General features: G+C 51.6%; 10 protein-coding genes and 1 pseudogene. All 11 read left to right on the top strand.

The genetic code is table 11. The annotated features are described in order from the left end of the window. Positions 1-400: 400 nt before the first annotated feature. Positions 401-2,764, top strand: coding sequence for a molybdopterin-containing oxidoreductase family protein (locus tag DQM29_RS14765; RefSeq protein ID WP_111741397.1), 2,364 nt, complete (start codon positions 401-403; stop codon positions 2,762-2,764). Positions 2,765-2,767: 3 nt separating this feature from the next. Beyond that, entirely contained in the window at positions 2,768-3,313 is a 546-nt protein-coding gene (locus tag DQM29_RS14760; RefSeq protein ID WP_111741396.1) for a 4Fe-4S dicluster domain-containing protein, read from the top strand. A gap of 14 nt (positions 3,314-3,327) precedes the next feature. Further along, positions 3,328-4,200, top strand: coding sequence for a dimethyl sulfoxide reductase anchor subunit family protein (locus tag DQM29_RS14755; protein ID WP_111741395.1), 873 nt, complete (start codon positions 3,328-3,330; stop codon positions 4,198-4,200). A 452-nt stretch (positions 4,201-4,652) separates the two neighbouring features. Next, on the top strand, positions 4,653-6,749 hold the full coding sequence (locus DQM29_RS14750) for a TonB-dependent receptor (protein WP_111742115.1): 2,097 nt from the start codon (positions 4,653-4,655) through the stop codon (positions 6,747-6,749). A gap of 192 nt (positions 6,750-6,941) precedes the next feature. Next, positions 6,942-7,388, top strand: a complete 447-nt coding sequence (locus DQM29_RS14745; RefSeq protein WP_111741394.1) for a DUF2946 domain-containing protein — start codon at positions 6,942-6,944, stop codon at positions 7,386-7,388. Between the two features lie 141 nt (positions 7,389-7,529). Beyond that, the gene (locus DQM29_RS14740; protein WP_111741393.1) at positions 7,530-9,539 is read left to right on the top strand and encodes a TonB-dependent copper receptor; all 2,010 of its coding nucleotides are present in this window, start codon (positions 7,530-7,532) and stop codon (positions 9,537-9,539) included. Between the two features lie 330 nt (positions 9,540-9,869). After that, positions 9,870-10,052: pseudogene (locus tag DQM29_RS18775) on the top strand (hypothetical protein); the annotation flags it as partial. Positions 10,053-10,412: 360 nt separating this feature from the next. Continuing rightward, entirely contained in the window at positions 10,413-10,802 is a 390-nt protein-coding gene (locus DQM29_RS18490; protein WP_232054928.1) for a 4Fe-4S dicluster domain-containing protein, read from the top strand. Between the two features lie 12 nt (positions 10,803-10,814). Further along, complete coding sequence (locus DQM29_RS14730) at positions 10,815-12,137, top strand: radical SAM protein (protein WP_111741391.1); 1,323 nt, start codon at positions 10,815-10,817, stop codon at positions 12,135-12,137. An 11-nt stretch (positions 12,138-12,148) separates the two neighbouring features. Further along, positions 12,149-12,850 (top strand): TorD/DmsD family molecular chaperone, encoded by a 702-nt coding sequence (locus DQM29_RS14725; protein WP_111741390.1) that lies wholly within the window; start codon positions 12,149-12,151, stop codon positions 12,848-12,850. A 53-nt stretch (positions 12,851-12,903) separates the two neighbouring features. Further along, positions 12,904-15,489 (top strand): molybdopterin-dependent oxidoreductase, encoded by a 2,586-nt coding sequence (locus tag DQM29_RS14720; RefSeq protein ID WP_111741389.1) that lies wholly within the window; start codon positions 12,904-12,906, stop codon positions 15,487-15,489.

Here is a 15,489-nt window from a genome sequence, read left to right as displayed (position 1 = left end):
ATTTATATGATAATGTTGGATTTTTTATTTAAACTTGGTGCTTTTTGATCTGCGATAAGGATTTATATCCATTAAATTATATCTTTTCTTTTAAACGTAGCAGGTTGATTAACTGCGGTGTTTTAAAATGGACTTGATTCTATGAAAGGATAGTCATTTTGTTATTGATACTTTTCATTTATGTCAAATTACTGAGTAGCGTTATATCCCTATTGAATGGATTTCTTGGGGGTGTAGTCATTTTTACGCTGAAAAAATGTCGAGAGATCGTCGCGTGAAAACGTCGACGACAATTAAAGGTGAATAAGGCTGTTAGTTAAAAAGTCTACTTTTTCAGAGTAAATCAAGGAGTGTTTAACGAAGGTTATCTTTTCATTTTCGTTATTTTCTAGAGGGTAATATGAGCAATAAGACAGACAAAACAGAAAAAGGCGGTGTTGAGCTTTCTCGCCGTAGATTTATTAAAGTATCGGGAACGGCAGCAGGGCTAGCAACGGTAGGCGTTGGCGGTGTATCGCTGACCGAGAGCGGTATGGTTCACGCGGCCGATCCTGCGGATCCCGGCTATATTGACCTTTCCAAGGCTAAGACTTTCAGTTCCAGCTGTGCGATGGAGTGTCTGCACCACAACTTGACGGCCTATGTAGTGGACGGAAAGCTAGTGAATATCGATACCAGCGCCTGCGAGCCGACGAAGGGCTGTGCTAGGGGACTGAGCCGAGTGCAGTGGGTTAACCATCCGGATCGTTTGAAAAAACCGATGTTAAGAACCGGCGAAAAGGGTGAAGGTAAGTTCAAGGAAATCAGCTGGGACGAAGCCTTTAACCTTATTATTGAAAAGATTAATACCACCAAAAAAGAGCTGGGAAATAAAGGATTGGCATATCGTGGAGGCTCAGGCAGCTTTGCCAGCCTGACGAACCCGATAGCAAACGCCTTCTTCTCCAAACTGGGGGGAAGTACGCCTATTGTCGGCTCACTTTGCTGCCAGGCCGTTTCCGGCACAATGGTACCCATGTTCGGTACGCGCTTTGAAGACACGCGCGATACCATTGAAGACAGCCAGTACATTTTAGTGTGGGGAACCAACCCTGCTGTCACCATGGGCTCTTACCTGAGCTGGTACCAAAAGGCGCTGGACCGTGGCGCAAGAATGATCGTTATCGATCCGCGCTTTAGCGAGACGGCAGCCAAGTCCCACGAGTGGGTGCCTATTCTACCGGGAACCGACACCGCGCTGGCACTCGGTATGCTAAAAATCATTATCGAAGAGAAGCGCTATGACCTCGACTTTATGCTGCAGCACAGCAGCCTGCCGTTCCTAGTAAGTAAAGCGACGGGCGATCAGGTTAAGCTTGAGGGCGATGAGACTGGATATCTGGTCTTTGATACGCAAAGTAAAACTCTTGTTCGTCACGATGCACCGGGCGCTGTTCCCGCGCTGTCTACCGTCGGGCTGGACATTGAGTCGGAATACCACACGGTATTCGATATGGTCTACAGCGAGGCGAAGCCTTGGACTATTGAAAAGGTCGAGCAGGAAACGGATGTCCCTGCCGGTACAGTACTCCGGTTGGCCAGAGAATACTCCTCAAGGCGCCCGGCCATGATTATTCAGAACATGGGTGGATTCCAGCGTACGGAATACGGCTCCTATGCCGTTGCGGCGCACATTTATCTGGCTGTCTTTACCGGAAATATCGGTAAAGCAGGGACTGGGATATGTGACGCGGGCGGTATGGCTAACAGCATCAAGGTTAACGATCCGGTTCCAGTATCACCGACGCCTAAGCTTGATATTATTCCCGCACCGAGGTTTGCTGACTATATCCTGCACGACAACCCAACCAAAATCGGTTTCCTGTGGTCTTTAACCAATAACTTTATTACTCAGTTTCCAAATACCAACGGGGTAAAAGAAGCCTTTAAAAAGATCCCGTTCGTGGTCGTTGTCGAGAACCTGATGACTTCAACTGCGCTGTATGCCGATCTGGTGCTTCCCTGCACGACCGTCTTTGAAGAGACAAACTTGCTAGCAAACCACCGTAACCGATTCGTACAGCTTATGGAAAAAGCGGTTGAGCCGCCCGGAGAGGCGATGTCTGACTTGGCGATATTTACCGAGTTAGCCAAGCGCATGGGGTTCGGCGAGGAGTTCGATAAGACCCCTGAAGAGTTGATTGAAGTGTGTCTGGCTGGAACCGGGGTTACCCTTGAGCAGCTGAAAGAAGGGCCGGTACGCACCGTGCCTACGCCGTTTATTCCGTATCCAGACGGCGTATTCAAGACTAAAACCAAAAAAGCCGAACTGTTTATGCCCTCTTGGAAGGCCAAAAATATGTCTCCGGTTGTCGCCTATATTCGCCCGAACGAGTCCGTGAAAGGCTCGCCTGAAATGGCAAAGAAATACCCTCTTATGGCGGTTCAGAGAAAGCTGCATCGCGGTATTCACTCCTCTTTCTCGGCGCTGCCGTGGATGTGTGAAACCTATGGCGTTAATGCCAGAGTGTTGATGCATCCTGAAGACGCTAGAGAGAGAGGCATTGAGGACGGCGAAAGGGTCATTGCCTATAACGACCGCGGCGAGCACCGCTGTGTTGCCATTGTTAAGCCGCATATTAAGAAGGGCATCGTTGCCCTGGAAAACGGCTGGTGGGAACAGCTGGGAGGAAGCAGTAGCCACGTAACGAGCGATTTTCTGGAAAGGCTCAGCGGTGGACATGCCTGTAACAACACGCTCGTAGACGTCAAGAAGGAGGCATAACAGATGGCAAAGCAAGTCGGTTTCTATATTGATATGGTCAAATGTTACGGCTGTAAGACCTGTGTTGTTTCTTGTAAGCTGCACAACAAGACTTCGCCTAACGTGAGCTATCGTCACGTCAGAGAGTTCAGCACAGACCTACCCGCCTCCCTAAGCTTTCTTTCTATGGCGTGCAACCACTGCGCCGATCCAGCCTGTCTCAAAGCCTGCCCGACGGGCGCTTATGAGAAGCTCGATAACGGTATCGTCAAGCAGAACCACGACTACTGTATCGGCTGCAAAATGTGCGTGATGGCCTGTCCTTACAACACGCCTCAGTTCGATCCTGACGAAGGAAAAACCAGCAAGTGTGACTACTGCTATGACCGCTATCTGGAGGGGAAAAAGCCTCGCTGTGTAGAGTCGTGCCCTGCGGGCGCTTTGGTGGCCGGAGAACTGGACGAGCTTAGGGCGACCTACGTTGGCGTTCAGGAGTTCCAGGGGCTGCCGAAGGCAGAGGTTACCCATCCTTCGATCGTTATCAGAATCAGCCCTAACATTGAAAGCTGACAGGAGAAATTAACATGAGTTCTATTGAGTTACCGTTAGTCCTGTTTACGGTTATCTGTCAGGCGGCCGTTGGTATTGCCTGTATGCTAGCGCTGACGGATATTCTCAGCCCTTCAACGATTAACGGTGCTGGGTTTAACCGCTTCAGGCGTATTGGGATGCTGATCGTTGTTCTGATTGCTGCGGGCGTTTTCTTTTCAGTGTTTCACCTTGGTAAGCCTTTCGAATCCTACAAGTCGTTAAGGCACTTGGGGACTTCAATGCTGAGTTTGGAAATTGTCGCGCTGTCAGTGACCGGCTTCTTGGCGCTGATCTATGCCGGACTGTGGTGGAAGTCATCCGCTAACAGTTCTGGGGGAGCACGCAGGCTGGTTGGGATTATTCTGGCAGTGTGCGGCATTGCGACGCTGATTGTGACCAGCCGTATCTATATGCTGCCGGGGCGCCTGCCCTGGGATTCATGGCAGACACCGGCTGCGTTTCTTCTTTCTGCGCTGTTCATAGGTTCGTTAGCCCTCAGCTTGGTGAGTCAAGGTGCAGTGGGCTGCCAAGCCGATAAGGATCAGAACGGATGTACCAGCCGCCTGTTTGCTGGGCTTGCGCTGGTGGCCGTCCTGATGATTGTTGGCGTGATAGCGGCCTTTGCCCAAACGCACGGTCTATCTGTAGAACAGAGTACTGCTGTAATGATGACTCTATCTTCACCGTGGTTCTACGTGCGGCTGGTGCTGGGGTTGATTGTACCGGCTGCTGCTGCGCTGATGGTATTTTCCCATCGGGGGGTTGGCTGCAAGATGGCGGCGCTGGTGGTACTGTGTGCCGTTGTAGGTGAAATGATTGGTCGTGCCCAGTTCTATCACTCTGTGATGGGACAGCTTCCGTCATAAGACAGGCTGATATTGACTGGCTTTAGGCTAGCCGAACGGCAGTACTGCAAGAGTCTGCCCGGCGTATGTTACGCCGGGCTTTTTGTGGGCAATATACTGTCTGAAGAAGCTAAAAATATCCTCAAGGCGAAGGTTCGTTGGCGATTTTCTCCATGCTTTAACTGCGTCGCTTTAAACGGTTAAGCAACGTATTAATGATAAATAGTTATGTTATTTACGAGATAGAAAATTGGTGTTTTAAATATCGTTCATAAGCCGCTAGCTGACTACTTTCTCTAAACGCCCTTACTCTAGTACATCAACCTTTATAAAAACCCTTTATTTTATAGGTGATTAAAAAATGATAATGCGAATGATTTCTATTTACATATTATTTTCGGAATATATAATTAGGCGCGGTTATGACGATGGATTCTAACGGGCAACCTTTTAATCACCGCGAGAGAATAAAAATGTTAAAGAAAACCGCCGTATTTACGCTAGCCGCTATGGCCTCTATTCCCGCTATGTCTGCCGACGACGGTAGCGTTATGGTCGTGACCGCATCTGGGCACGAGCAAAAGCTGAAAGACGCAGCCGCCAGTATCTCTATTGTGAGTCAGGAAGATTTAAGCCAGCGCAATTATGCCGACTTGGCTGAGGCGCTTAGCGACGTTGAAGGCGTAGACGTTGGCAGTACGACGGGGAAAACAGGCGGTATGGACATCAGCATTCGCGGTATGCCCAGCAGCTATACTCTGATTTTGGTCGATGGTATCCGGCAAAACGGGACTTCCGACGTTACGCCGAACGGCTTTGGCGCAATGAACACCAGCTTTATGCCACCCATATCGGCTATTGAGCGCATCGAAGTCATTCGGGGCCCGATGTCGACGCTTTACGGCTCTGACGCCATGGGTGGTGTGGTTAACATCATTACCAAGAAGGCGCCTAAAGAGTGGTCAGGCTCAGCGACGCTTGAACATACTTTCCAAGAGGATACTGCCTACGGCGACAGTTCGAAGTTTTCTTTCTATTCCGGCGGTGCGCTGGTTGAAGACCAGTTGGGCTTGACGCTGCGCGGCACTATTTTCCGCCGTGAGGCTTCCCACGTTGAGTCTTCTTCAACCGGGGCGGAATTAAGCAATCGGGGGCCAAACCCGGTTAAGTCAGATAACTACAATCTCGGCTCTAAGCTGACATGGCAGTGGAATGAACAAAACTCCCTCTGGCTGGACGGTGAAATTGCCAATCAAAAATATGACAACAGCGACAGCCAGTTGGGAACCCTCGGCACCTCCGGCGGCTATGAAGACACGCTGCGCTACCAGCGCCGCAAAGCCACGCTGGGGAGTAGCAATCAGCTCTCTTTTGGCTCATGGAATTCAACCCTGTCCTATAACGAAACGGAAAATAAAGGCCGCCTGATTACCAAATCATCGGTGCCAAAAGGGTCTGATAGGGTGGGCGACAAGCGTCTGCTGAAAAATACCAACGTCATTGTCGATACCAACCTGCTGATGCCGCTGGGTGAAAGCCATCTGGTGACGGTCGGCGGGGAATACTGGAACGCCCAAATGAAGGACGGCATCGTTCTGGCAAACGGCGGCAGCAAGTTTGAGCAGGAGTCCTGGTCAATGTTCGGTGAGGACGAATGGAGACTGCTGGACTCACTGGCGCTCACCTACGGCGCTCGCTATGAGTATCAGGAAACCTTTGGCGGGCACGTTAGCCCTCGAGTCTATCTGGTGTGGGACGCTCTTGATGAGCTGACCTTTAAAGGCGGCGTCAGCACTGGTTATAAAACGCCGTCTCTTGCTCAACTGCACAATGGGATAAGCGGCGTAACCGGGCAGGGAACGATCACCACCATTGGTAACCCAGATCTGGATCCCGAAGAGAGTGTAAACACGGAGTTCGGTGCCTACTATGAGCACGACAGCGGATTTGGCGCTAACGCAACCGTGTTTTACAACCGCTTTAAAAATAAGATTGTTAGCGATTCTATCGACAGCACTACCAGCACTTACGCCAACGTGGGTAAAGCCACCACGCAAGGGCTGGAATTTGCCACAGGCATTCCGCTGTGGACCAAAGACGTGATGCTGAACTTGAATTACACCTTTACCGACAGCGAACAGAAAGACGGTGATAATAAGGGCGCTCGCTTAACCAGTACGCCAAAGCATATGGCTAACGCTAACCTGAAGTGGAATGTTAACGACAGGTTCTCAACCTGGCTGAAAGCGGAATATCGCGGCAAAACGGCTCGTTTCACGCAAAACTACAGCAACCTTAGCGCTGCAAACAAAGTGGTTTACGACAATTTGGGCGAAAACTTTAAGTCCTATACCGTATTTAACGCGGGCGGTTCATACCGCATCTCTAAGGACGTGACGCTAAACGGTGCAGTGAACAACCTGTTTGATAAAGACTTCACCAAAACCTATGTGTATCAGGTGGGTAGCGGAACAACGACCGCGGGTGACTACTTTACGTCGTCCCAGTCGACCACCGGTCAAGTGATGCCGGGGCGCAACTACTGGGTTTCAGTGAGCGTCAATTTTTAAGTGGTTGCCAGCCTCTTTATTATGACCGCCTCACTCTCAAAAACGCCTGATTAAACAGGGGAATTCATTGAGAGTTCAGGCGGTAGTTCAACATGTAATAAATGAGAATCAGCGCAGTTAATACCGATTGTAACCATTTTTATCCTTGGATACACTTTGGCGACACTTAAAGCTCCATCAGGATCAGCGCCATTGAGGAGTCTTCCCCGCAGTAGAGCGGCGGCATTTATTGCGCTGGCCGCGATGCTTATGCTGTTTATCGCGCCGCTGATTTCAAAGTCATTGGCTCAGGTGGCCGCATGCCATCAATCCGCCCAGCACGTTTCTATGAACGCCCCTATGGAGGGCGTTTCTGTGAGCGTTGCCGATACGTCGGAGGCGCACGGTAAACACGGCGGTACCCACCCTGACATGGCTATGTCTCACGGTGGGCAGTCTCTTCTGGAAGACATCGCCTGCGGCTACTGCCATATCCTGATTCACCTTTCGCTTATTTTAGTCATTGTTCAACCCCTTATCTGGCTATTATTTTTTGTCTTTCAAAGCCCTCCTGTTGGCGATCTTCTTTGCCTTTATCTGTCCAAATCCTACCGTAAAAACCTTGCCCGAGCGCCGCCGCCTTTTGCTTTTTCATTCTGAATATTGAATAAAAATAATGTGTTAATTTTTGAGTATGCATCGGCGTGACGGCTGGTGGCGTCTGGCTTTCTGTTGCCTAAAGCGGATTAGCGGAAGGCCAGCGATGCGTCGTGCCGAGGACATAACGGCAAGGAAATAATGATGAAAACAGTACCGTTTTTTACACCCACCGCATCGCTAATGGCGGTCGCGCTGGGTTCTTTTCCCCTGATGGCGGAAGAAAGCCATCGCCATACCGCCCCCGATGCGGTTTCACAAGACGATACGGTCATGGTCGTCACCGCCCCTGTGGTTTCTCCGCTAGAGGTGGTGACGTCACCGAAAACGCCAAGGCAGCCGGTGCCTGCTAGCGACGGTTCGGACTATCTGAAAACTATTCCAGGTTTCTCGCAAATCAGAAACGGCGGCACCAACGGCGATCCCGTTTTTCGCGGCATGTTTGGCTCGCGGCTGAGGCTGTTAACCAATAATGGAGAGATGCTGGGGGCATGCGGAGGGCGAATGGATGCACCCAGCTCATATATTTCCCCAGAGAGCTTTGACCGGCTTACGCTGATTAAAGGCCCTGAAACCGTACTTTGGGGCCCCGGCAATTCTGCAGGGACAATCCGCTTCGACAGAGAGCCTCCTTATTTTGGGCAGCCGGAGATTAAGGGGGATGCGAGCGCGCTAGTGGCTTCTAACGACCGATGGGATAGCAATGCGGACATAAGCTTTGGTAATCAGGACGGCTATGTGCGCCTGATTGGCAATAAGTCTCGTGCTAACGACTACAAGGACGGCAACGGAGATCGGGTCCCCTCAAAGTGGGACAAATGGAATGCAGATATCGCAATCGGCTGGACTCCGGATACAGACACTCTGCTAGAGTTTAGCGCTGGCAAGGGCGATGGTGAAGCGCGCTATGCCGGGCGAAGCATGGACGGTTCCCAGTTTAAAAGAGAAAGTCTTGGCGTGCGCTTTGAGAAGTCGAACATCAGCGATTTTTTCGATAAGTTTGAAGCCAGCGCCTACTACAACTATGCCGACCACATCATGGATAACTACTCGCTGCGTTCACCCGGAGGTTCAACGGGAATGGGGATGCGGATGGCTAACCGAGTCGATCGCCGCACGCTAGGCGGCAGGATGATGGGAACTTGGACAGTGTCAGACTATGAGCTGAAAAGCGGTGTCGATATGCAGCTTAATACCCACAGAAAGGAAAGCAAAATGGGGGGCTGGAATAAGGATGCCCGGTTTGCCGACTATGGCGTGTTCAGCGAGTTGACGTGGAATATGACGGAACAGGGAAAGGCTATCGGTGGCGCGCGTCTGGATCGTGCAATAGCGGATAACTATACCGGAAGGGGATCGTCAGAACGAACCGATATGCTGCCTGCAGGCTTTGTGCGCTATGAGTACTCGATGGCCGACGTCCCTGTGATGCTGTACGCGGGCGTCGGCTACACGGAGCGCTTTCCTGACTATTGGGAGCTCTTTTCTCCCACCTACGGAACGGATGGGTCGTCGGACGTGTTTGATAAGGTGAAAACGGAGAAAACCACCCAGTTGGATGTCGGCGCACAGTATAGCGGCAAGCGCCTGAACGGCTGGGTGTCCGCCTATGTTGGTCGGATTGATGACTTTATTCTGTTTCGATATTCAGCCAATAACGCTCGGATAAGCCAGGTGAACAACGTAAACGCTACCGTGATGGGCGGCGAAACTGGCGTGAGCTATCGTCTGACGGACGAATGGAAAACGGATGCGAGTCTGGCGTATTCCTGGGCGCAAAATACGGATAACAATAGTCCGTTGCCGCAAATCCCTCCTTTGGAGGCTCGTCTTAGCCTGTCTTGGGAGCGGGGAGGCTGGAGCAGCACGGGGCTGCTGCGTCTGGTCAGCGCTCAGCATCGTGTGGCTATCAATGAAGGAAACGTGGCAGGGAAAGATTTTGACAGCAGTGCCGGGTTTGCAATCTTTTCAGCCAACGCGGCCTATCGAATGAATGAATACGTCAAAGTGAGCGTCGGCGTCGATAACCTGTTCGATAAGGCTTACAGCGAGCATTTAAATTTGGCGGGTAACGGCGGATTTGGCTATTCGGCGAATACCCCTGTTAATGAACCGGGTAGAACTTTTTGGCTCAAAACTAACGTAGCTTTTTAAGCGAGAGGTCTCCGTCGTCCCTCACGGACGGCGGAGCGGTTAATGAGTAAGAAAATCGAGAAACGCTCGTCCGCCATTATTGTTTACCAAAGTGGCACAAAAATATCTATCTCGTAATATAGAAAAAATCAATAATGCAATATTCGAAAAATATATTGGTATTATAAAAAGTGTGGGAATAGTATTCACCCAATAGAGGTAGGGTGATAAATAGGTTATTTTACATATTTTAAACATTAGTGAACTTATTCATCCTGCTTATTAATAAATCATTTTATTTAGTCGTTCCTTTTTTATTTTTATAACAGTGATATCTTATTAAGCAATCGTGTGGAGTATTCTATCAACACTTTTCTAAGCGGTGCAGTTTGCGTCACATCAGACTGTATTCGACATAAAAGTAAACGCGCAGCCTGCCGGCAGTGCATAGATTACTGTGAGCACTGTGCGCTGGTTCTTGTGGAGGACGGAAGCGTTGAGGTGAATACAGAAGCCTGCACTCGATGTGGTGGGTGTGTATTTGCCTGTCCGGTAATGGCAATAAATGGGCCTCTGCCTGAGCGGCATGTTAACAATATGTGCCTGTATCAGGATAGTGGGTCCGTTCCTTCACAAAAAGAACTTCTGCTTTATTATCAAGCCGGATATCACACTCTTATTCTTCATGAAAAGCATTCATTATGGATAAACGCTATTGATGAAGTGAATCTATTTTTACATACCATAAACAAATCACCATTTTCTATTATTCCCCCTTCTTTAGATAATAACGATTCTTATTTTGAATCTGACGGAGAGGATATAAAGCGTCGACGTTTACTCGGCGTTGGTTTTATTCGCCAGTATTTCAAAAAAAACGAGCTGCCTCAAAATATGCCTCTGGCGGAAGTTTTTCCATCATGGCAGCGATTCAGCGTAGATCTTGCCTCTAACCGCTGCTCTCTGTGCAGCAGTTGTCTACAGCTGTGCCCTGAGGGCGTATTTCATTACCGAGATCGGCAGTTTGTGATTGACGCAGGAAAGTGCGTCGGCTGTGGGCTTTGTGAAGAGAGTTGCCCCGAAGAGGCACTGCGCGTCCGGACTGAGACGAAGCTCAGAGAGCTTCAATCATATGCCTTTCACGCTGCGCACTGCCCGAGCTGTCAGCAGAACTACCCGTCGCTAAGCCCCGGAGAAAAGCGCTGTCCGGCCTGTCGCTTGCGTGAACGACTAAACATTCCCACTCAGCGCATGGGAATGAACAGCCTTAACTTTCCACAGTGACGGAGGCATAGCGTGAAAGCCATTCATCTTGATTCTTTTGACTGTATTAAAACCCCTGACTTTGCCAACTATGCCCGGCAGTACGTTGAAATCGAGTCAGGCACTCATGGGGCTATTGCGCAGTTCGGTCTCGATTTCGACGCGTCAGAGGCGTCAGCACGTGAAAATGATGCACTCAGAAAGCGACTGCGTTCCGAGGGGGCGATTTTCGCCAACGGCGACAAAAGCATTCACATTAACTGGATATCAGACGCCTGCATCGCCTGCCGAACGGGAGAGGCCAGCCACACGACCTTTTTATCCTTAAAGTGTCATCGCAACTGCTATTTCTGCTTTAACCCCAATCAGCAGGACTATGACTACTATCAGGATCACTTTCGTGAGGCGGAACAGGAGGTTGAGCACATTGCCGAGAGCGGTGCTGCGCTACATTATGGCGCGCTGACCGGCGGTGAGCCTCTACTGTATAAAGACGGAACGGTGAACTTTTTTGCCCGCCTGCGTCAGCGCTTTCCCCACATTCACTCCCGCCTGTATACCGCAGGGGATCCCCTTGACCGAGAAACAGCTGAGCGACTAAAAGCGGCAGGCCTTAATGAGATCCGCTTTAGCATCAAAATTGACGACGCGCCTGAAAAACAGGCTCGTGTGCTTCGACGCATTCGCCTGGCCAGAGAGCATATTTCTACAGTAATGGTAGAAATGCCCGTGATTCCCGGTAGCGATGAAAGCATGTGCGCACTGCTGTGCGAGCTGGATGAGATTGGCGTCGACGGCATTAACTTGCTTGAGTTCTGCTTTCCGCTAAACAACGCACCCGCGTTTCGCCAGCGGGGATTCGCCCTGAAGTCACCGCCGTATCAGGTCTATTACAACTACTGGTACGCCGGAGGGCTAGCCATCGCAGACAGCGAAAATGCCGCTCTAAGACTGATGCTGTTTGCATTGGAGAAAGGGCTTTCCCTTGGCGTTCACTACTGCTCTCTGGAAAACAAGCATACCGGGCAGGTTTATCAGCAAAACGCGGGCGTGGACGCAGGGGATACTTACTTTTTCTCAGAAAAAGACTACTTCCTGAAGTGCGCCAAAGTGTTTGGCCTTCAGGCTGACAGCGTTGCCGCGATCCTTGCCGAACATAGGCAGCCGATGAGGCGAGACGCGTTCCGAGGCGTGGTCCAGTTTCACCCGGCGTCGATTGCCTTGCTCAAGGGGTTAGACGTTGAAATCTGCCTTTCTCTTAACGTTATCGAGCAGCATTCGGCTACGGAGCGCGATATCAAGGAAGTTCAGCTTCAGCACACGACTCCGTCCACTTTCGTACTTTCAGAGATGTAAAGGATACGACCATGAGCACTTCAGACGTTTACGACTATCTTATTCAGCGCCCGGTTGGCTATGACGTTCTTCGTCGAATTCTGATCGAAGAACCAACGCCTGAGCTGCTGAACTTCCTGCGGGAGCAGGATCTTGGCGTGCTGTTTCCCTCCGTGGCGGATAAGGCTTTCCCTGCGGCGCTGTCGACGATAGCCAGTGCGCTATCGCCAGCACCATTTGCCGCAGGCGAATCGGCATTTGAAGATCTGCATTGGGATTTCACTCGTCTGTTTATCGGCCCTGATGCGCCACCTGCACCGCCTTGGGAATCGGTTTATGTGTCGAAAGACCGACTGCTGTTTCAGCACTGCACCCACGAAGTGAAGGCCGTTTATCAGTCTTTTGGCTGGCAAATGGAAGAGGGCGAAAACGAAGCGGCGGACCACATAGGCTATGAGCTGGACTTTATGTTCCAGCAAAGCCAGCGGGTTGCCAGCGATCTGTCCAATGGAGTCTCACCAGACAGCCTGACGGCACGACTGCGGGCACAGCGCGACTTCCTTGTGCAGCATCCGCTGGCATTTTGTGATGCGTTTTGCCAAAGCGTGCAGGCTCACGCTCAGACAGATTTTTATCGCGGGGTGGCCCAGCTGCTGCCGCTGTTTTTAAAGCACGACGCTCAGCGGCTGGACGACGCGCTGGCAAAGGAAAGCGACCTCAACGGTCAACAATAACGAGAACGACGATCAACAGCATAGCGAGCAATAGGCAATGTTAGGAGTATCCCATGACAGATAAATCACGTTCAGGCATCAGCAGGCGCACGTTTATTCAGCTGGGCTCTGCGGCGGCGGCCATCGCGACCCTGCCGATAGGACGCGGGCTGCGGGCGGAAACCGTTACCGGGCAAGCGTCGGCCTCGCCGGACAAGGTAGGCGTCTGGAAGCCAGCCGCCTGCTGGCATAACTGCGGCGGCCGCTGCCTCAATAAAGCGCTGGTGGTTGGCGGCGTAGTTGAGCGGCAGAAAACGGACGATACCCATACGGATTCGCCCAATAATCCTCAACAGCGAGGCTGTCTGCGCGGGCGCTCTCAGCGCAAGCAGGTATTTGGTTTAGACCGCGTTCGCTATCCGATGAAGCGTAAAAATTGGGCGCCGGGCGGTGGAGACAAGTCTCTACGCGGTCGCGACCAGTGGGTGCGCATCAGTTGGGATGAAGCGCTGGACATCGTCGCCAGCGAGACCAAGCGAATAAAAGAGAAGTACGGTAACGAATCTATCTGGTTGACTGGCGGTAACGGTACTCACTACCTGAATGTCTATGCCAACTACGGTGGCTATACCTCCGACTGGGGAACCACCTCTTGGGGAGCCTGGAAAGACACTCCGGGGTATATCGGCGTGCACGACGGTTGGATTAAGTTTGGCGCCAACGACCGTCTGGATCTGCGCAAATCTCAACTGGTGGTTCTGTGGGGAGCTAACCCTGCCTGGAGTAGCCCCGGTAGCCCGTCCTATAACTATCTTCAGGCGAAAAAGGCGGGAGCGCGCTTTATCTGCATCGACCCCAGCTACACGGCTACCTGTGAGCTGCTTGACGCTGAGTGGATGCCGATCAACCCGGGTACCGACCACGCTCTGGCGCTGGGCGTGATGTCAGCACTGCTGGAAGAGGATGACCCGGCTAGCAATCCGCTGATTGACTGGGACTTCCTCAACCGCTGCTGCGTCGGTTTTGATAAAGACCACATGCCAGCGGGCGTGAATCCTGACGACAACTTTAAAGACTATCTGCTAGGTACCTTTACCGGTGAGCCTAAAACGCCCGAATGGGCGGCGGATATTTGCGGCGTTTCCGCAGAGGACATTCGCAGCCTAGCCAGACAGATTGGCGGCACTAAGCGCGTCGCGCTGTTAACCGGCTGGGCGCCTGCGCGCATTCACAACGGTGAAGGCTGGGTGCATGCCTTCTCGACGCTCGGCTTTATGACCGGGCATATGGGGCGCCCAGGTAGAATGACCGGCGTAAGCTGTCACTATGCGGCAGGTAACGGCGGGCCTCGCCTGGTCAACGGCGGTGACGCTGGGCTGCCAGCATTCCCGAATCCGTTGAAAAGCACCATTAACCATAACGAGATTAACCGAGCGCTGTCTGAAGGGGTCTTTCGCCAGCGGGGAAGCGGTGAGAAGCGGGTGGATATCCAGATGATGTTCCACACCTTTAACGCCACCATGCAAACGCGAGCCAATATTACCGAGGGCATTAAGCTGCTGCGTGAGAAGGTTGAGTTTATTGTGTCACCGACTTATGTGCTGCACACCAGTGCCAAATATTCGGACGTCGTGCTGCCGGTCACTACCGAGTGGGAGCGCGAGGGCACTATTCTAAACCCTAGCAACCGCGATGTGCTCATTGTGGCGGTGAATATCGTTCCTCCGCTGTATGAGGCGAAAAGCGATCAGTGGATCGCAAAAGAAATCGGCAAGCGCCTTGGCGTTGACGTGAATAAAGTTTTCCCGACAACGGAAAAACAGCAGTTTTTCAATACGCTGCAGGGCGCCAACGTGATAGATGACGATGGCAAAACAAAAGTGCCGCTGCTGACTATCACCGAACAGGATCTGGCAGAATGGGGCGTTACCGGACGGGCTCAACAGGGAAAAATCGCCCTGAAAGCGTTTTTGGAAAAGGGCAGCTATCAGGTCACTCGACAAGAGGGTGACAACTACGGCTACATCGCCTATGAAGACTTCGTGAGAGATCCTCAAGGGCACCCGCGCGATACGGACAGCGGTAAGTTTGAAATCTACTGCGCCAAACTGACCAAAATCAGCCAAGAGTATGGTTGGAACGAAGTTCCGGCCATCCCTGCCTATACGCAAAAACCAAAAGGCTATGAAGAGAGCTTCTCTGACTGGAAAGGCAAAGTGAAGAGCGAGCATCCTTTCCAGCTTTATAACCCTCACTACTTAAGGCGTTCTCACAGCACGTTGGACAACGTTCCCTGGCTTAGAGAGGCGTGGCCGTCACCGGTCTACCTCAACAAGTCTGATGCCGTTCGTCTGGGCATTCAGCACGGCGATACGGTGCTTATCAGTAACGCCGCCGGAAAAACGCTGCGCCCGGCCTGGGTCACAGAAACGCTGAAGCCCGGCGTTGTGGCGCTGCCGCACGGCAGCTGGTTTGAGCTGGATGAAAGCACTGGCGTGGATTTGGCCGGTGCAGATAACGCCGTTTCTGAACAGGTGGCGACCGGCTTTGGCACATCCGGCTGGAATACTGTGCTGTGCAACGTCGAGAAGTGGCACGGAGAAGCGCTAATTGCGGACGTCGCCCGTCCGCAGCGCATCATTTTTGGTGAGGAGCAATAA

This window comes from Leminorella richardii, assembly GCF_900478135.1.
GTDB classification, from domain to species: domain Bacteria; phylum Pseudomonadota; class Gammaproteobacteria; order Enterobacterales; family Enterobacteriaceae; genus Leminorella; species Leminorella richardii.
This window is presented reverse-complemented; position numbering and strand designations above follow the sequence as displayed.

What these genes read in the sequence shown, in the direction of transcription:
- DQM29_RS14765 (WP_111741397.1), top strand. Translation starts at nt 401, where the DNA reads ATGAGCAATAAGACAGACAAAACAGAAAAAGGCGGTGTTGAGCTTTCT.
- DQM29_RS14740 (WP_111741393.1), top strand. Translation starts at nt 7,530, where the DNA reads ATGAAAACAGTACCGTTTTTTACACCCACCGCATCGCTAATGGCGGTC.
- DQM29_RS14720 (WP_111741389.1), top strand. Translation starts at nt 12,904, where the DNA reads ATGACAGATAAATCACGTTCAGGCATCAGCAGGCGCACGTTTATTCAG.
- DQM29_RS14725 (WP_111741390.1), top strand. Translation starts at nt 12,149, where the DNA reads ATGAGCACTTCAGACGTTTACGACTATCTTATTCAGCGCCCGGTTGGC.
- DQM29_RS18490 (WP_232054928.1), top strand. Translation starts at nt 10,413, where the DNA reads ATGCCTCTGGCGGAAGTTTTTCCATCATGGCAGCGATTCAGCGTAGAT.
- DQM29_RS14750 (WP_111742115.1), top strand. Translation starts at nt 4,653, where the DNA reads ATGTTAAAGAAAACCGCCGTATTTACGCTAGCCGCTATGGCCTCTATT.
- DQM29_RS14755 (WP_111741395.1), top strand. Translation starts at nt 3,328, where the DNA reads ATGAGTTCTATTGAGTTACCGTTAGTCCTGTTTACGGTTATCTGTCAG.
- DQM29_RS14760 (WP_111741396.1), top strand. Translation starts at nt 2,768, where the DNA reads ATGGCAAAGCAAGTCGGTTTCTATATTGATATGGTCAAATGTTACGGC.